The sequence below is a fragment of the Undibacterium sp. TC9W genome (genome assembly GCF_049339865.1).
GTDB lineage: Bacteria > Pseudomonadota > Gammaproteobacteria > Burkholderiales > Burkholderiaceae_D > Undibacterium.
Map to the genome: position 1 here is coordinate 324,097 of NZ_JBMPPJ010000004.1, position 16,703 is coordinate 340,799.

Consider the following 16,703-nt stretch of genomic DNA (forward strand, 5'->3'; position numbering starts at 1 on the left):
ATAATTTTGATGTACTCTTTAATTCTTTCTAATTTAATACCATGCGCTATCGCCGCGCCAATGTCCCCGGTGCTACTTACTTTTTCACGGTCAATTTGCAAGACCGACAGAGTCAGCTCCTCACAGACCACATAGACGCGTTGCGAAATGCATTCCGGACAGTACAAATAAGATACCCCTTCGAAATCATCGCCATGGTTGTCATGCCTGAACATCTGCATAGCATTTGGCAACTACCCGAAGGCGACGTAGATTTTTCCTTACGCTGGTCACTGATCAAGGCAGCATTTTCGAAAGCCTTGCCCAAACAGGAAAACATCAGCTCCAGCCGCGAGAGAAAGCGTGAACGTGGAATTTGGCAGCGTCGATTCTGGGAGCATATGATACGAGATGACGACGATTTGGAAAAACACGTCGCTTATCTGCACTACAATCCAGTAAAGCACGGCTATGTAGATAACGCCAGCGACTGGCCTTATTCTTCATTGCATAAATTTGTAGAAAAAGGCCTGCTTGATACTAGCTGGGGCGACAATGTTTCTTCGCTTGATCTGCCAGGATATGAGTAAGTCAAGCTCAATTGTTATAGCTTTAAAAAAGGAAAACCATGGGAGTTGATCTCTGCCTTGTCCCGGTAGATTTTGAACATGACGATGGTGAGCTGGTCTGCACCAAAGGATTTGAGCTTGACTTGAATGCAGTCATTGGACCTTTTTGCGAAATGAAGCGGCATAGTTATCCCGGTGCTAAAGTGTATTGGCCTTTTGTTCCTGTCCCTAAAAACATTCTTGAGCAGTTGCCATTTGATCTGCCGTATATCGGCGGACCCTACGGTCATGTCATGTTTGGCAAGGCGGTCGAAAAAGAACTCCTCTACATTTTTGCTAAAGATGTCAAAAAAGCCTACCCGCCAGAAAGACTACAGTCGGTGGACATGAATGACTATGAACGGGCAGGCCTTTCATATATCACCTGTCTGCATGATGACGTAAAGGTGTTTATTTTCACTTGGTAGTTTCTGTTGAAAATACCTTTTAAAAGGCGAGCCTCTGTTGCTGCATAGTGGAATTAAGGCTCAAAGATGTAGTATCGTAGGTTGGGCTACGTTTCACCAGCCCAACACTGGGCCTCAAATTAAGCATGTTTCGAAACACGAAGTTCAATAAATCTATGCCTTATCCAGAATTAAAATTTACGTTATTTATATGCCGAGTGTTGGGCTGGTGAAGCGTAGCCCAACCTACTTACTGATGCCTTACGGTGATCTGGTCATTTACTGACGAGCGGCATTGCTTGATGGCTTTGCGTCATTCTTCAAAAACAAAGGACGCGCTATTTCTGGTGTTGCCTCTGGCAACATCAAGATCAACATACTGTGTTTGGTATCGCCAAAGGCATATCTGTTGGCGGTGGCATACAGGTCTTTGCTGCCCCAATGTATGGACTTGTGTTTGACTCCATATACTTCAAACTCCCGCTCATAGCTGGATTCGCCCATGCGCTTAGTCATACTGGAAACCGTGGCTGAAAACTCGTCGGCGGGCAAAGTGATAGTGGTATTGATCAGCTTGCCGTTCTGTAAACTCAATCTGAATGACGCTGGTGCACCACCAAATTCAGCTTCCTTGACATCACAATAACTGATGTCCTTGCTTACTTTTTGAGGATCACACTTGCTCAATTTCAGTGAGGACGCAACCAATTCCTGCGAAGCACCGGGTAAAAGGTAGGCGGAGATTTCGGTACTGGCCTGGCAGGCAGAGAGCAGCAATATGGGAACTGCCAGTTGAAAAAGACGTGAGCGCATGGATAGGTTAGATTTTAAATACGGAGTGCAGCAATTATGCATGACACATCTGGTTTCTATGCTCCAATTCTTTCATCAGACGAACCAGTAAATCAGATCGCAATGTCCAGATAAGAACCTTCAAGTATGGCGAGTTCCTTATCCTCATAGAAAAAGATGGGTCCGCCTTCGCCCAATAATATCGTCATACCTTGCGGAAATCCAAGATATGGCAGACATGCAGATGCTTGCATGACTACTGCTTCGTACAATGAGATACGTGCCAGATTGTCCACGTTATTGTGATCATGTTCTTCCTCGCAGCAACCAAAGAACCAGCCACTGTCGAGGTTTTTCTCTTCTTGCCGGACCATCATGATCTGTCCATTTGCAGTCTTCAATTCATTGCAGACGATACACTCTGCACGAAGTGAAGGGATGGACAGATATTCCGTGGGTACGACGCTCTCGACAATATCCTTATGCAGACGCAAGTGGCGCAAGGTGTTGGAGATGCCAATATTCCAGACCAGGGGCATGGTCTGAAAATCAGCTTCTTTGAAACCAAGGCTGCCGTCTTGCTGTGTGCTTAGCATGAGATAAGACCAGCCCAGCTGCATTGATTGCCCATCCTGAAAACAACTACCCTTGCTGACCATGGATTCAAGCAGGCTGGCAACAAACTCAGCATCGGTAGCCAGAGCTATGTCTGGATCAAATTGCAGACAAAATTCTGGATGTCCAAATTCTTTGCAATGTGAAGTATAAATTTTATTCATGGAGTTTTACGAAGGCGGTAATTAGTATTGAATACCGTCATTGTGTGATGTTGAAAAAACTCTTCCGCCTTGATTATGTCAGTTTGACGGTAGTCTTACCAAGGTATGATCCATGCCATCCAGTTCTTCATCAATGATGGCTGCGATCGTTACCCAGTCTCCACCAGCAAGGCCAGCACCTATCAATGGATACGCAATACGCAAGCCATCGAATTTTTTATGTATTGCGGCAAATGCCTTGCGTATTGCTGCATAGTCAGCTTTCACACCCTGACCACGCCAGTCAAACTGGGTATAGGAATTTAGGATGACAAACTGCCTGTCGTCTCTTTGTATCCGGGCTTGGCTATAACTGCCCAGCTTGGCATGATCGGCAGGCAAGGTGGTTTGATCTGCTGCATAGGCTTCAGGGAATTGCTTTTTGATGCTCTTGGCGATGCCTGCCCCCATGTTGCAAAAGCAATTGCAGCCATGGACAATGACATCAAACTCGCCATGCAGGGCGAGTGCCAATAAATCTCCTGTGCATTCTTTCATACAGATTCTCTCGCTTGCGAAACGTTCCTGCTACCAAACCGCTGATACAACTCCCGCGCCATGCGCAATATTTCTTCTCGCATGGCGAGGCGATCAAGCCATTTTGCAGGTATGCCTTCCACCCCGTAATAGGCACCGGCTATTTGCCCTGTGATCGCGGCGGTGGTGTCGGCATCGTCACCCAGATTGGTGGCGGTGAGGATGGCGCTTTCAAAGCTGTCGGTGTGCATGAAGCACCACAGCGAGGCTTCGAGAGATTCAACCGAATAGCCGCTGCCGCGTATTTGCGAACTGTCTTTATCAATGAAGCCGGCCTTGCTGAGAGCTACGATTTTTGGCTCGGTCGGTGTGAAAGGCAGGTCAGTAAATAAGTCAGCCTTGGCATGGCCAGCAAACAGCTTGCACAATATCGCCGCCAGCAACTGGCAGCTTTGTATGGCTTCTGGCGCGGCGTGGGTAGTGCGCGAGCTTTCTCCTGCATAGTGGATGGCTGCGGCTATATCGGGGTAGCCAAACATCACAACAGGGGCAAGCCGCATCAGTGAACCATTGCCTGCCGTGTCAGGATGCTCTACGCCGCAGTAGGACTCACCGCTACTGGCATAACGCGACAGGGCAGCACGCACGGTATTACCTATGTCAAAGCAGATGCCGGTAGAACTCAGGTAACCCCATTTCCACCAGTTCAGGTAACGTCCCATCTGGTCTTTAGCGTCGAAGCCATCTTTCGTCAGCAAGCTTTCTGCCAGGCACAGCGCCATCGAGGTGTCGTCTGTCCATTCGCCAGGCAGCAAGCCAAAGGGGCCCTTGCCAATCATGTCAGTCACAGGCGTGAAGCTGCCGCGCGCCGAGAATTCTACCGTCGTACCTACGGCATCACCGCAGGCGAGGCCAGCCAGTGTACCGAGATAGCGCTGTTCCAATGTGATGCCCATGAGGTTTCCAATTCCTGATGCTGATAGCGTGTTTGTGTAGTTGATGCGATAGATAATATGCTCGTTAGTATTTAATTGCAACTATCTTAGTTTTATTTTGAATAAAAGAATGGTGCCTGTACGGATCATCTACACCACCAGATACCCCCGCCTGTCAGCTATGCCTATTTCGGCTGTCAGGCCTGCGTTAAACTCCAGGTAATCCGCTTCTATGCCATCGCTGAAAATGACACCATGTTCCGGCATCAGGGAGGTGACTTGCAGCTTGCTGCCTTCCAGTATCTGACCACGGACTAAAGTCGCAGAGGAAGTCTTGCTGGGGAAGGGTTCGCGTACGGCGAACATCAGTTCGCGGGCATCCCAGTCTGTGCTATATGTCGGCGGCTCGGCGGCGATGTTGTATATCATCAGACGCGGATCATCAAATCTCTCTTGCAGCGCTGCTGCGCCTGTCAGTATGCTCTTCATCCAGCCTGTGGAACCCATGCCAGTGGAGATGATGATGCCGCTGGATGACTGCCGTTCCTGGCGTTCTTGCAGTTGTATGGTGTAGCTGGCAGAGATATGGGATTTGGGCCCGATGAAGATGTCATTCACGCCCAGCATGGTCTGGCCGTTGTTCAGCCTGGCCATGGCCATGGTAACTTCGCGCACCGGGCGGCGCTGTTGCAGTACCTCAGGGACGATTTTGGGTAAATCCCTGACCTGGAAAGGCAGTAGCACGCCATCCCAGCGCTGTACATCAGGGTTGACGCCGATAAGACGTTGACCATCCAGATATTTCATGGTGTTGACGACCAGGCCATCTTGCCCAACAGCGATGACGATATCGTCACGGCCAAAGATCATGTTGGGCAAGAAGCTGCGATCTATTTTTTGCAGGCGCGCAAGTTGTGTGAGACTGCTTTCTGCCGCGCTGACACAGGCCAGGTAATTGTCATGCTCGGCCTGGTAGGCGGCAAAGTCCCCACCCAGATGCTCTATATAAAACCGTGCCTGTCCAACCGTGTTGTACTTGGCGATGAGCTCTTCGAGCCTGGTCTTGCGGGTGATCAGAATGATCTTGTTTTCTGTCTGGCGCGTTGTTGTACTATGGATGCTGCTCATATCATTTCCCCGGTTTATCCAGGCTGGTTCATCAATTCACGCAACAGGTCTGGTGTGATATTCAACTGGCCTATGGAGCCAGCTTTTTCTGCCAGTTCCTGGAAGGCGAGGGCGATCAGCTGGCCGGATTGCATATTGCCCATGGCCAGCGCCTGCAAGACTTTTGGATCAACGCCGCTATAAGCATTCATCAGAGTTTGAGCAGCATAGGCGCGGCTGTCGGCTTCTGCCCTGGCGTTTTCTGTCGATAGTTTGACGAGTGTGGTTTGCTGGTTTTCTTCGGCTATCCTGGCCTGTACCTGGGCGAGTTTCAGCTCGCTTTCTTTTTGTTGTATGCTTTTCTCGGCTTCCATCTGGGTTTCGCGTATCTGGCGCTTTTTGCTTTCTACGGCGATTTCGGTATTCAATTCATTCTCACGTATGCGGCGCTCCTGCTCGACGGCGGCATTGCGGCGCTCATAGATGGCATCATCGGCGCATTTTAGGATTTGCTCGCGCGCCTGTGCTTCCAGCGCCTTGGCTGCCTCTGGCGTGGGCTTGAGGGCCAGAAAATTCAGGCCCAGCAATTCCACTCCCAGTGCCTGTAATTCCTTGCTGTCGCGCACTGCCATGCTGACCGCTGCACCAAGCGTATCAGCCGCTTTCAGGGCATCACGCAGCGCCAGGCTTTGCAAGCCCTTGCGGGTTAACACCTTGACGAGATTGACGATGCGCTGCGACAGTTTTTGCGGATCATCAGAAATGTATTGCTGGGTCACAGGGTTGATGGCGAAATTGAGTAATGCACCGACTTTTTGCGGGTCGCTGATACGGTAAGTGACCTGGCCTTGCACCGTAACCGTCTGGAAATCAGCGGTATTTTCTTCAAAGATAAACGGCGTGTCGGTACTTGCCATGGGTATCGCCAGCATGGACGTGGTAGGCGCATAGTAAAAGAAAGCCAGCCCGGCACCCTCGCGCCTGAGCTTGCCATTCTTGAATTGCAGCACATAGGTGGTGGGCTGGAACTTGATGAATTTGATGCTGAACATGACTATTCCTTTTCTTGTCTTCAGGTGCGCTGAAGTGTTTTTGGAGCGTTTATTTTGATCTCGGTATGATTCTTTTCCTTTGCTTGAATATAGAATAATCTACTTAAATATAAAATGCAACTAAGTTAGTCTTTTATTTGAACTAAGTTGGGTCGCAGGTAATTTTCAGATGGCGCACCATACTGGCATAGAAAACTTGTTAACATTTTCTCGGTTAGACTATGAAAAAAAAGGACAGGAATGAATGCAAAAACAATCAAGATGGGCGATGAGGTCAGATTGCTGGGTGTGCCAGATTGGCTCACCCATGATTTGCCGGAAGAAGAAAAGAGAAAAATCATTTCATACATTGGCAAAACGACGACAGTTACCGATATCGATAAATACGGCTATTTCTGGCTGGGATTTGGCGATACCAGAGACGATGAAGATGCAGCGTATTATTCCGGGTTTTCGTTTTGTGTAACGATTGATTGCTTAGCGATTCTATAAAGCGGGGTAGGGCAGTTGCGGCATAAGCATTTGAATCAGCGACATGAATTAATTCCGGGACACACTAAGGCTAAGAGCAACAATGTTTTCTATTCCTCCCTCATCAATCTCTCGTAGTCCCCTGCCATACGCCGCAATTCCAGCATCGACGATGCATCATAGATACCGCGGATACGGGCCATCGCATCGATCAGGAAGGTGCGCTGGCCGTGCAGGGGTTCGCCATTGCTGGCGCGGGCGTTGATGTCGGTCATCAGGCTGGTGGTGAGCTTTTGCATTTGCCTGGAATCACCTGTGAGCATGTTCCAGTCCGCAGGCAATTTCAGTTTTTTTGCATAGGCGACCATGGTTTTGGCATCGTCCTGTTCTGGAGTGACAGTCAGTAAAATGAATTGGGGTGTGGCGATGGATTTTTGTTTGATCTGTGTTTGCAGTTCACGCATGACTTCGAGTGAAATGGGGCAGAGTGTGACGCAGCCTGCGTAAAAGAAACCGACAAAGCTGGATTTGCCGCGCAGCAGGCTGTGATCGACTTCTTGCGCATGCTGGTTGATGAGTTCAAAGCTGGCAATGCGCTGCAGGGATGCCCAGGTGTCCCAATGCGCCTGCAGGTCTTGCTGATAGTAGTAGGGTAGCTTGTCGTTGTTGAGGGCATTTTGTGGTGCGGCGAACGCACCTGTCAGCCAGCCCAGAGTCACGACGGTGGCGATGAAGCTGAGCATTGACAAGAGCAATGATTTTAGCAGGGACATATTGAGTAAGGCTGAGTAAGTTTTGTGCGGTCTTTATTTCCCGGTGAGCGCAGCGCCAAGCAAGCACAGGATGTTCTTCTGCTTCTGCTCCTGTTTTACTGGAGCTGCACTAATGCACAGTCGCTGGCGTCCCCTTGTAGCAACCAATGGTGTATGGAAATTCCCGGGTCTGGTGGTAGTGATATTGCGTGACCATGACACCATTGCGCTCTACTGCATGGGTATGTCCATGGCATTCGTCGAGGTCGGCATTGGCCAGCGCCTTGCCGTTTTCACCCTGATTACCATAGATGCCAAAGCCGTCGGCGATGTAGCCGACCAGCGGCGAATGCTGGCCCGGGGTATCTTTTTGTGTCAGGCAGGAAGTGATGTTGTGATGATGGTATTGACCCGTGCGTTCTGGGTGGCCCTGGCAGGCATCCTGGATTTCCCAGGCGACGGCATCGCGGTAGCCGCCATCGTCGGCATTGTAGAGTCGCACGCCATCCAGCAGTACGCCAATTGCACCGAGGCTGGTACAAGTGGGCTGTGCGGCGACGACAGGGTTGGCAGGCAAGCCCCAGGCGATGTTGGCCTGGCTGATGCTGTTGGGATTGCGATCATATACGTAGGCTGGATCAGTGCTGGCGATGGGGAAGGTGCCGGTGGGATTAGGCGGCAGGCCATTACCCGTGATGCCCAAGGTGCTGCCCAGGGTCACCATGAAACTCGATACCCAACTGACAGCACCCTGTACGCTGATCTTGCTCAGTGAATTCCAGGTCATGCCATCGGCATTGAACCATGGCCCCTTGCTACTCGCACCACCCGAGCCTGCGGTATAGCAGGCATAGACATAACCAACCGCAGGAGTGGTGCGGGTGAACTTGCCATCGCCCAGAGGCAGTTTGCTGGCATCAACACTGGTGCTGCCAGAGGATATGCCAGTAGTTGTCCCACTGCTTGTCCCACTAGTTGTCCCACCAGTTGTTCCGCTACTTGTACCCGTAGTCGAGCCAGTCGCTCCAGTGCTTGTTCCAGTCGTGGCAGGTGTAGTGCTGCTGCCAGTTGCCGCCGCCCCGCCAGAGCTGCCGCCGCAGGCAGCAATACTGAAGATGAGGCTGGTGAGCAAGATGGCTGGCACTCTGGTTTGCAACTTGGCGTGTTTCATATTTTCTCCTGATTGCGTATGGCAGCGCAAATCGTCATCTATGGCAATAGATGTAGCTTGCGATCCAAATATGGAGGAAATATGAAGTGAAAACGATTTTTACAGCCGCCCTGCAGCGAGCAAGACAGTAGTACTTACTTCGCCGTTTCCCGCCATACACTCCAGCCAAATAATGCGGTAGCGATTGCCAGTGTTATCGACCCACTACCCAGGAATGGCCCTGCCAGTGCGAGTTCGCGCCTTTCCATGAATAGGCCAGCCAGTAGGGCGACTAGTCCCAGGTTATGCAACCAGAAATGCACGCGTGCCGTCAGCATGGTCTGCAACTGCGGCCAGGCAAAATGCACCAGACTGAACAGGGCGCAACTGACCCAGCCGAGCAGCAAGCCATGCACATGCAATTGTTTGTCGAGATGCTGGTGCGATATACCCATGTAGATACCCAGCAAAATGCCAGCCAGCATCCACAGCACGGCGATACGGATAAAGAATTTGCTCATGGCCGCACTCCTGCATCAGTTTCATCCAGATTTCGCCACAGTTCAAATACTTGTTCGCGCGCTATCAGCCCATCGCGCATGGTGAAATGATGAATCAGGCGGAGCTCAACACGGCTGCCTATGGGCACTGGTGCATTCGTCATGCCAGGGCCAACCAGGCGCATGCGCACTATCATGTCATCAACCACGCGATGTTCAGTGGCGAAGCGATCTAGCGGCTGTAATTCAACTTCCGCCATGGAGGGCCACATGGCGAGGTAGTTGGCGCGGATGGCGTCACGCCCGGCAAAATGCAGACCACGCCCCGGGACTTCCAGCACGATATCGTCAGTGTATAAATCAAGTATGGAATCAACGTCGCGTGCCTCGCCCTGTATATGGCGATCAACGACATCCAGATTATGTTCTATGGTGTTCATTACTACTCCAGTCATCAAGCAAATGCGGATGCTGCCCGCACAACAGGTATTTTGTCTTAATTCAAATAGACAGAACGTCTGCCTATTATAGACAGTCATTCTGTCTTGTGCAATACTCACTAAATGAATTCCAAATCCTTACCAGAAATCCATGCAACCCTGGGCACACTGCTGCGCAGGCCGTATGAATATATGTCCGTTTGGCTCTATGCGGAACTTGCCAAGCTGGGCTTTGATGATGTGCGTCCTGCTTATAGTGCGGTATTGCGCAATATGCCTTTGGGAGGCGCGCGCGTGGTGGACCTGGCGGCGCGTGCCGGCATGACCAAGCAAAGCATGGGATATCTGGTCGATCAGATGCAGGCTGCCGGCTTGCTGGAAATTGCGCCGGACCCGCATGACAAACGGGCCAATACCGTGAAGCTGACAGCGCGTGGCGAAGAGGTGGTGAATGCCAGCATAGAATTATCCCGGCAGGGAGAGGCTTATCTTTCGACACTGGTGGGCGAGGGCAAGATCAAACAGCTCAGGAATATCTTGCAAGAGATTTATCAGCACCTGGAGGAGTCTGGTGATGGACGCAAATAGCTGTTCATGCAATTCGTCCTGATCCGCACTGATGATGTAATTTATATCAATAAAAAAGTAAAAAATCGTTTCATGGGCTCTTAAATCGCCATATTGACATTTTCCGCAGTGAAGCACGGGCGTACTATTAAGCACATGTCCACGTAGGGGCATGCCATGCTTCAGGAGAAATATGCTCAGCCAGGCTCTCTTGTTTTTGCAGCAGATGTGCGCACGGCGCTTGCCGGCGCTGATGTTTGGCATCTTGTGTCTTGTGTTTGCCCATGCAGCGCAAGCGCAAAAGCTCACAATCTACACGGAAGACTGGCCACCGATGAACTTCAAGACCAAATCGGGTATTGATGGCATGGCAGTCGATATCGTCCAGGCCATGCAAGCCATCACGGGCAATAAGGAATCGATACAACTGGTGCCCTGGGCACGTGGCTACAAGGCCGTGCTGGAAGATGACAACGTGCTGCTGTTCAGCCTTGGTCGCTCGCCAGAGCGCGAAAAACTCATGCATATGCTTGGCCCGATAGCGATATCCAAGACCGCTGTCTATACACGCAAGGGTGAAGCAGCAAGACTCAAGGCCCTCGATACGGATATCTACAAGCTGCCAATCGGTGCTTACCGTGGCAGCATCTTTGCTGATGCCGCAAAAAAGAAGGGCTTCATCAATCTGGCCCAGGCTGATTCCCCGCTCAATTCTTCAAGGATGCTGTTTGCACGGCGTTTTGACTTGTGGGTGGAGGGTAGCCTGGCTGTCAACTCTGTACTTCAGGAAAGTGGCCGCAGCGTGGCCGATGTAGAAGAAGTTATGGTGCTGGATAGCCTGGAACTGTATCTGGCGTTTTCCCTTAAAACCCCGGCAGCAAGCATCACCCTGTGGGAAAACGCCCTGCGGCAAATGAAGAAGGATGGCAGCTTTCAAAAAATACACCAGAAATGGTTACCCGGCGAAGCCCCTCCCATGGAAGTGCACAGGGTAGAGGGTGGGCATTGATTCCTGCACCAGACGCGTGCCTGCCAATCTGTATTTGCCTGCAAGGCATTCGTGCAAAACATTGCCTGTTTTCAATTCTGTTTCTACATGTAAAAGCTGGCCCACGGCTTTTACATTGCCCTTATCCTGTTACGCTTTCATGCTGAACAGTGATCTTGGCTGCGTAACAAGTGTCAATGCTGAATCAGCAGATTAATCTCCATTTCTGTTTGCGTCATGCTGAAAAAATTAAAGAATCTCATTTCCGGAAAATCTTCTGCTGTAGAACAGGTACCATCACCAGGCTCTGCAAGTTTGGCGGTGGCAGAGGTAGCGGCAGTAGCAACTGCAGAAGCAAGCGCAACAGTAACAGCGGTAGCAGAAACCGAGATTGATGCTGACAGCGCCAGCAGCATACTGATCAATGCCTATTGCACCTGCGCGCAATTACCACCCCTGAATTTCCCGCACAAGCTCAATAGCCAGCGCGATATGAGCGACCCGGAGCTGCATGGGCATCTGCAAGGCTTTATCGGCTATGTACTCAAGCGTGGTGACGGGCAGATGACACATCAGCGTTATCATGTGATGCGCCATATCCAGCGGGTGCAGCAACACCTTAGCCTGTGGCTGGATGAAAGCCAGCTTGATGCCTATTCCGACTGGGCCGTGGCGGCAAATGCCATCGCCTTCATGCCTGATGGTGATATCCGCGACCCGCATGGCTATGTCTTACTGGGCGCTGCTGATGGCGGTATCGAAACCGGCGCGGCCATCCCTTATCCGGCACTGGCCTGGCAAAGAAAGGCGCGTACCGATACCTTGCTGGCTGAAATGGGCATACAACTGCCTGCCCATCTGCCGCCACTGGTCAGCGAGGCCGAGTTGCAATTACGTCCGGCGGTTGAGATATTGGGGCGGGCTCTGGCCTTGTATGTCGTCGCCTTGCGCGCAGAATCTGTGGCAACGAACCAGCCCATTCCTGCTTATGAATTGACGGAGCGCTTCCCGCAGGTGCATGCATGGTTGTCACCGGTAGAGCGCGAATTTCTCGAGACAGAAGAACCGACAGAAGATATCCTGCCGCAATTTGCCTGGCGTTATGAATCCCTGTATGTGCTGGAATGGGCGCTGGGCTTGCAGGAAGAATTACCTTTTGCCGACGATATCTGCGATGTGCCGCTGACGGCACGTACCATCATGAACATGGATTTTGACGCCGCCATGGCAAAGGCAAAAACACGCCCGGCCAGCCAGATACTCGATGCGCTGGACCTGCATTATCGCCTGCACTGGCTGGTACGCCAGAACAGGATGAAAGAAGAAGCGCTACCGCTGAACCTGGAAGCCGGTGTCATCTATGAGCGGCACTATGCTCTTAGCTGGCTGGTCAATTTTGAAAATGCAGACTGGGATGAGGTGGATACACCGACCTGATCTTTATGGGCTGTCTGGCGGCCCTTTCAATTCAACGACATTGCCTTCCGGGTCAGTGATGTAGATCGATAAGCCTTCACCCTCGGCACCATAGCGCTGGCCGACCTCTCCAACGCTGACATCATGGCTTCGCAGATGCGCCTGTATGCTGGACAGATCAAAGGGTTCAACGCGCAGACACAGGTGGTCCATATTATGGCCTTCCTTGCCAGGTGCAGCTCCACCCATGCGGCCCAGTTTACCTGTAACCGTGATCAGGTCTATCAGTGACCTGCCTGCACGCAACTGTGTCAGGCCAATTTCTTCCTGCCTGCGCTCGATAGTGCAGCCCAATACATCACAATAAAAATGCAGCATGCTGTCCAGGTCTTTTACCCTCAGCACCAGATGATCGATCTCGCGTATCTTGAACATGGTTAAGATTCGTCAGTAGTGGCGATTTCTTATCTTAAACCTGTTTGATGAATTTTGCTGGTGCCTGGTAGGGTGCGCATGACGCACGCTACAGCATCATGGCCGCGTACATAATCGGTGCGCATGGTGCACCTTACTGAGAGCGTATTTGTCGGACGAACACAGAAGATTACTCAAGCACCTTCAGAAAAATTAAGCTCTATGCCATTGCCTTCAGGGTCGCTAAAAAACACCTGGTGCTGGGTTGCAAAACCTGCGGATGCTTCCACCGTGGCATGGCGATACACAATGCCAGCGGCCTGCAATTTTTCCAACATGGCAGGCAGATGGGTGCAGGCGAAAGCCACATGGTCGAAACCGGTTTTTAACGCGGTCTGGCGGGTTTCTCCGGGTCGGTTTTCTGACAGGTGCAAGACATCACGGTTACCGGCATAAAGCCAGAAACCAAAGCTCTTCAGCGGGCGAGGGCCTTCTGTCAGACCCACATAGTGGATATAAAAATCCTTAAGTTTTTCCAGCGTGGCACGGTCGCCACGCAAATTGTAGTGACCAAGGGCGATGGCGGGCATATGCGCTCTTCCTAAAATCTGTTTTTAATAGGGCTTATGCAAAATTGTCCCAGCAAGGCTATCGCGTTAGGAGGCATCCCTTGCAAGGGATGCCCGTTAAGTCGGCAGGCAACATGTTGCCTGAAACCCCGACTACACCGAAGCGACGAAGACAGTACTTTAGTACAGTATTTACTAACTACCGGAGCTGCAACGCAGCTGGGGCGGTTTTGCGTAAGTCCTATCATTTCAGCCAGCCGCGACGGCGGAAGTACCAGAACGGCGTAATCGCTGAAGCCAGCATCAGCGCCAGCGCGAACGGGTAACCGAGTTGCCAGTCCAGTTCCGGGAACCAGCCCTTGAAGTTCATGCCATAGATACTGGCGATCAGGGTAGGCGGCAGGAAGGCCACGCTGGCGACCGAGAAAATCTTGATGATCTTGTTCTGGTTGATGTTGATGAAACCGACGGTCGCATCCATCAGGAAGTTGATCTTGTCGAACAGGAAGGAGGTATGACCATCAAGTGATTCTATATCGCGCAAAATCTGGCGGGCTTCTTCAAACTGGTCGGCATTGAGCAAACGCCCGCGCATCAAGAAGCTGACAGCGCGACGCGTGTCCATCATGTTGCGGCGTATGCGGCCATTCAAATCTTCTTCAACAGCAATCGAGTTCAGCGCGGCGGCGGCATCCTGATCGCTGAAGTTTTTTTGCAGCACGCTGCGGCTGACGTCTTCCAGGTTTTGATAAATACCTTCGAGCGCATCGGCAGAATACTCGGCATCGGTCGCATACAGGTCCAGCAGCACATCCTTGTAATCAGCAATCGAACCAGGACGCGAACGCGCACGCATGCGCACCAGGCGGAACACTGGCAAATCGATCGTATGAACAGAGAATAAAATATCACGCGCCAGGATGAAGGCCACCGTCACCGTGCGCGCCGGTTCATCGTCATCGTCAATCAGAAAGTCGGTGCGCAAATGCAGGTCACCATTATCGGCCTCGTAATACCGTGCTGATGCCTCGATATCCTTGACCTCGTCTTCCCCCGGCAAGGTCACGCCATAGATACTCTTTACCCATTCGCGCTCTTCTTCATTGGGGTCAGTCAGATCGACCCAGATAGGCAGGGTATTTTCAAGATCAGCACGGTTTTCCACATTGATCTGGCTCAGGCGGCCGTTATGCAAGACGAAGACATTAATCATAGGCAAATTCCAGGAAAGCAAAGTCTTTGGTTTGGCTGGATTGTAAACCTGTTTTATGCCTGTGGGCGAGTTGGTGCGGGATTTTATTTGGGTTTTTGGTCAGGATTTATATGTCTTTTGTTTAATTTTTTCTCATTGAAGGGGATTTGGCATTTTCGTACGGTGCGCCGCGCGCACCATTGCCGTGTCTTTTAACTTGCGTAGATGTCCGGGGCGAACTACTGGGCTTGATACGAACCTGTGCGCATGGCGCACCCTGCTGGGTGCTGGCACACATTTCTCGCCTATCTGTGATAAATTTCCCTGCTCATTGAAATCAACAAACCAGTGTAAAAATTAATCTGAAGAACAGCATGAGCACAAACACTTACCAGGCGGTTGCCGCCATCCCTGATATTGCCACTTACTGCCACTTGCGCAAGGCATCCGGTTTAAGCACCAAGACAGTAGAAGCGGCGGCGCGTGGTTTGCCTGCCAGCCTGTTTGCCGTGCAAATCATGTTAGGTGAGCTGGTCGTTGGTATGGGGCGTGTTGTTGGTGATGGTGGTACTTCATTTCATGTCGTCGATATCGCAGTCTTGCCGGAGCATCAGGGCAAGGGCCTGGGCAAGATGATCATGCGTGAGATCACCCACTACCTGCAGCAGAATGCGCCAGAGTCAGCCTATGTCAGTCTCATTGCGGATGGTCCGGCGCAGCATCTGTACGCGCAATTTGGATTCCTGCACACGGCACCCGCTTCGGTGGGCATGGCTTATAAAATCTGACGCAATTCAGAGCCAATTCAGAATCCATTTCAGAACCTATTTTTTACGAAAGCTCGCATGCAAGAATTTCTGGCAAGTACCACCTATATCGACTGGCAGCACCCCGCCGTGCTGGCGCAGGCGCAAGAATTGGCAGCCGCCGGTGGCGGGCAGGCTGATATCGCGCGACGCTGCTTTCATTTTGTGCGTGACCAGATCAGGCATAGCTGGGACTACCGCCAGAATCCCGTGACCTGCAAGGCATCTGATGTGCTGGCCCACGGTACAGGTTACTGCTATGCTAAGAGCCATTTGCTGGCTGCCCTGTTGCGTGCCAATGGCATTCCTGCCGGCCTGTGCTATCAGCGCCTGACCATAGGTACAGAACCGCCATTTTGCCTGCATGGCCTGAATGCCGCTTACTTACCAGAACATGGCTGGTACCGGTTGGACGCACGTGGCAACAAGCTTGGTGTGGATGCAGAATTTTGTCCGCCAAAAGAACAACTGGCCTTTGCCCTTACCAGGCCAGGCGAACAGGATTTCGCCGGTATCTGGGCAGAGCCGCATGCAGCGGTGCTGCAGTCATTGTTGACGCAGCCAACGGTAGAAGCGGTGATGGCCCACTTGCCTGACGGTGATTTGAGTAATGATCCCACACCCGTCCGCCTCGCACATTTACTTTGAAACGATTATCTGAAACCATGACAACTACCAATGACCTAAGCCCTGAAACCGTCGTCCAGGCCCAGCTCGATGCCTATAATGCCCGTGATGTTGATGCCATACTCAAGACCTATGCCATCGATGCACAGCAATTTGAATTTCCGGGCAAGTTGCTGGCAACAGGTCACGCAGAAATACGCCCACGCATGGCGGTGCGCTTTGCCGAGCCGAATCTGCATGCCAGGCTCTTGCGTCGTGAAGTGATAGGCCACATCGTCATTGACCATGAAGAAGTCACACGCACTTTTCCAGAAGGTACAGGGCGCATGGAAATGATCGCCATCTATGAAATCAAAAATGGCTTGATACAGAGTGCGTCCGTCGCTCTGGGGGAAAAATACTGGACGCCTGAGTCAGGTCCAGTTGCTCTGGATATCTGCTACTGGATATTCACTAATGGATATTCACTATTTGGCTTCCCGAGATCCGTGTTGCAAAAACACACTTGAGCGTGCATGCAAAATGCCTAGGCAGCCCTGTGTTCAGGCATTTTCATACACAGTATTTGTTTGCTCAATTGACAGCTAATACATTCTGAACTACTGTTCGGGGGTGCGATATTTTGCTTAAAATTTA

At 51.3% G+C, this 16,703-nt stretch carries 22 protein-coding genes; 9 read left to right on the forward strand and 13 right to left on the reverse strand.

What is annotated here, in order from left to right:
- Positions 1-41 precede the first annotated feature (41 nt).
- Positions 42-569 (forward strand): REP-associated tyrosine transposase, encoded by a 528-nt coding sequence (locus tag ACO0LN_RS07405; protein WP_422972385.1) that lies wholly within the window; start codon positions 42-44, stop codon positions 567-569.
- 38 nt (positions 570-607) lie between these two features.
- On the forward strand, positions 608-1,015 hold the full coding sequence (locus tag ACO0LN_RS07410) for a hypothetical protein (protein ID WP_422972387.1): 408 nt from the start codon (positions 608-610) through the stop codon (positions 1,013-1,015).
- Between the two features lie 258 nt (positions 1,016-1,273).
- Here ACO0LN_RS07410 and ACO0LN_RS07415 read toward each other — a convergent pair whose 3' ends face one another.
- From ACO0LN_RS07415 to ACO0LN_RS07440, 6 genes are all read right to left on the reverse strand, one after another.
- Positions 1,274-1,807: a hypothetical protein gene (locus ACO0LN_RS07415; protein WP_422972389.1), complete on the reverse strand. Its 534-nt coding sequence runs from the start codon at positions 1,805-1,807 to the stop codon at positions 1,274-1,276.
- A 92-nt stretch (positions 1,808-1,899) separates the two neighbouring features.
- Entirely contained in the window at positions 1,900-2,565 is a 666-nt protein-coding gene (locus ACO0LN_RS07420) for an immunity protein Imm33 domain-containing protein (RefSeq protein ID WP_422972391.1), read from the reverse strand.
- A gap of 78 nt (positions 2,566-2,643) precedes the next feature.
- Positions 2,644-3,102: a macro domain-containing protein gene (locus tag ACO0LN_RS07425; protein WP_422972393.1), complete on the reverse strand. Its 459-nt coding sequence runs from the start codon at positions 3,100-3,102 to the stop codon at positions 2,644-2,646.
- Entirely contained in the window at positions 3,099-4,037 is a 939-nt protein-coding gene (locus tag ACO0LN_RS07430) for an ADP-ribosylglycohydrolase family protein (protein WP_422972395.1), read from the reverse strand. The genes ACO0LN_RS07425 and ACO0LN_RS07430 overlap by 4 nt, the downstream gene beginning before the upstream one ends.
- A 129-nt stretch (positions 4,038-4,166) precedes the next feature.
- Entirely contained in the window at positions 4,167-5,144 is a 978-nt protein-coding gene (locus ACO0LN_RS07435) for a sugar kinase (RefSeq protein ID WP_422972396.1), read from the reverse strand.
- A 14-nt stretch (positions 5,145-5,158) separates the two neighbouring features.
- Positions 5,159-6,175, reverse strand: a complete 1,017-nt coding sequence (locus ACO0LN_RS07440) for an SPFH domain-containing protein (protein WP_422972398.1) — start codon at positions 6,173-6,175, stop codon at positions 5,159-5,161.
- 240 nt (positions 6,176-6,415) lie between these two features.
- Between ACO0LN_RS07440 and ACO0LN_RS07445 the strand changes: the two genes are divergently transcribed.
- Positions 6,416-6,667, forward strand: a complete 252-nt coding sequence (locus ACO0LN_RS07445) for a hypothetical protein (protein WP_422972400.1) — start codon at positions 6,416-6,418, stop codon at positions 6,665-6,667.
- A gap of 89 nt (positions 6,668-6,756) precedes the next feature.
- Here ACO0LN_RS07445 and ACO0LN_RS07450 read toward each other — a convergent pair whose 3' ends face one another.
- The 4 genes from ACO0LN_RS07450 to ACO0LN_RS07465 all read right to left on the reverse strand — a co-directional run bounded on the left by ACO0LN_RS07450 (position 6,757) and on the right by ACO0LN_RS07465 (position 9,488).
- Positions 6,757-7,419 (reverse strand): SCO family protein, encoded by a 663-nt coding sequence (locus tag ACO0LN_RS07450; protein WP_422972402.1) that lies wholly within the window; start codon positions 7,417-7,419, stop codon positions 6,757-6,759.
- Between the two features lie 109 nt (positions 7,420-7,528).
- Entirely contained in the window at positions 7,529-8,569 is a 1,041-nt protein-coding gene (locus ACO0LN_RS07455) for a YHYH protein (protein WP_422972404.1), read from the reverse strand.
- A 134-nt stretch (positions 8,570-8,703) separates the two neighbouring features.
- Positions 8,704-9,069: a hypothetical protein gene (locus ACO0LN_RS07460; protein WP_422972406.1), complete on the reverse strand. Its 366-nt coding sequence runs from the start codon at positions 9,067-9,069 to the stop codon at positions 8,704-8,706.
- Positions 9,066-9,488 (reverse strand): nuclear transport factor 2 family protein, encoded by a 423-nt coding sequence (locus tag ACO0LN_RS07465; protein ID WP_422972408.1) that lies wholly within the window; start codon positions 9,486-9,488, stop codon positions 9,066-9,068. Before ACO0LN_RS07465 ends, ACO0LN_RS07460 begins: the two co-directional genes overlap by 4 nt.
- Positions 9,489-9,611: 123 nt before the next feature.
- Between ACO0LN_RS07465 and ACO0LN_RS07470 the strand changes: the two genes are divergently transcribed.
- The 3 genes from ACO0LN_RS07470 (at position 9,612) to ACO0LN_RS07480 (ending at position 12,480) form a co-directional block, all read left to right on the forward strand.
- On the forward strand, positions 9,612-10,076 hold the full coding sequence (locus tag ACO0LN_RS07470) for a MarR family winged helix-turn-helix transcriptional regulator (protein WP_162060557.1): 465 nt from the start codon (positions 9,612-9,614) through the stop codon (positions 10,074-10,076).
- 172 nt (positions 10,077-10,248) lie between these two features.
- On the forward strand, positions 10,249-11,064 hold the full coding sequence (locus ACO0LN_RS07475; protein ID WP_422972410.1) for a substrate-binding periplasmic protein: 816 nt from the start codon (positions 10,249-10,251) through the stop codon (positions 11,062-11,064).
- 216 nt (positions 11,065-11,280) lie between these two features.
- Entirely contained in the window at positions 11,281-12,480 is a 1,200-nt protein-coding gene (locus tag ACO0LN_RS07480; protein ID WP_422972412.1) for a DUF4272 domain-containing protein, read from the forward strand.
- A gap of 3 nt (positions 12,481-12,483) precedes the next feature.
- Here ACO0LN_RS07480 and ACO0LN_RS07485 read toward each other — a convergent pair whose 3' ends face one another.
- The 3 genes from ACO0LN_RS07485 to corA form a co-directional block, all read right to left on the reverse strand.
- A complete protein-coding gene (locus ACO0LN_RS07485) occupies positions 12,484-12,894 on the reverse strand; it encodes a VOC family protein (RefSeq protein ID WP_422972414.1) in 411 nt (136 codons plus the stop codon).
- Positions 12,895-13,067: 173 nt separating this feature from the next.
- Positions 13,068-13,463, reverse strand: a complete 396-nt coding sequence (locus ACO0LN_RS07490) for a VOC family protein (protein WP_422972416.1) — start codon at positions 13,461-13,463, stop codon at positions 13,068-13,070.
- Positions 13,464-13,686: 223 nt separating this feature from the next.
- A complete protein-coding gene (corA, locus tag ACO0LN_RS07495) occupies positions 13,687-14,655 on the reverse strand; it encodes a magnesium/cobalt transporter CorA (protein WP_162043097.1) in 969 nt (322 codons plus the stop codon).
- Positions 14,656-15,008: 353 nt separating this feature from the next.
- Between corA and ACO0LN_RS07500 the strand changes: the two genes are divergently transcribed.
- Genes ACO0LN_RS07500 through ACO0LN_RS07510 form a run of 3 tightly spaced genes read left to right on the forward strand, consistent with a single transcriptional unit; the run spans position 15,009 to position 16,576 of the window.
- Positions 15,009-15,422, forward strand: a complete 414-nt coding sequence (locus ACO0LN_RS07500; protein ID WP_422972418.1) for a GNAT family N-acetyltransferase — start codon at positions 15,009-15,011, stop codon at positions 15,420-15,422.
- Between the two features lie 57 nt (positions 15,423-15,479).
- Complete coding sequence (locus tag ACO0LN_RS07505) at positions 15,480-16,088, forward strand: transglutaminase-like domain-containing protein (protein ID WP_422972420.1); 609 nt, start codon at positions 15,480-15,482, stop codon at positions 16,086-16,088.
- 17 nt (positions 16,089-16,105) lie between these two features.
- The gene (locus tag ACO0LN_RS07510) at positions 16,106-16,576 is read left to right on the forward strand and encodes a nuclear transport factor 2 family protein (protein WP_422972422.1); all 471 of its coding nucleotides are present in this window, start codon (positions 16,106-16,108) and stop codon (positions 16,574-16,576) included.
- The last annotated feature ends 127 nt before the right edge of the window (positions 16,577-16,703 follow it).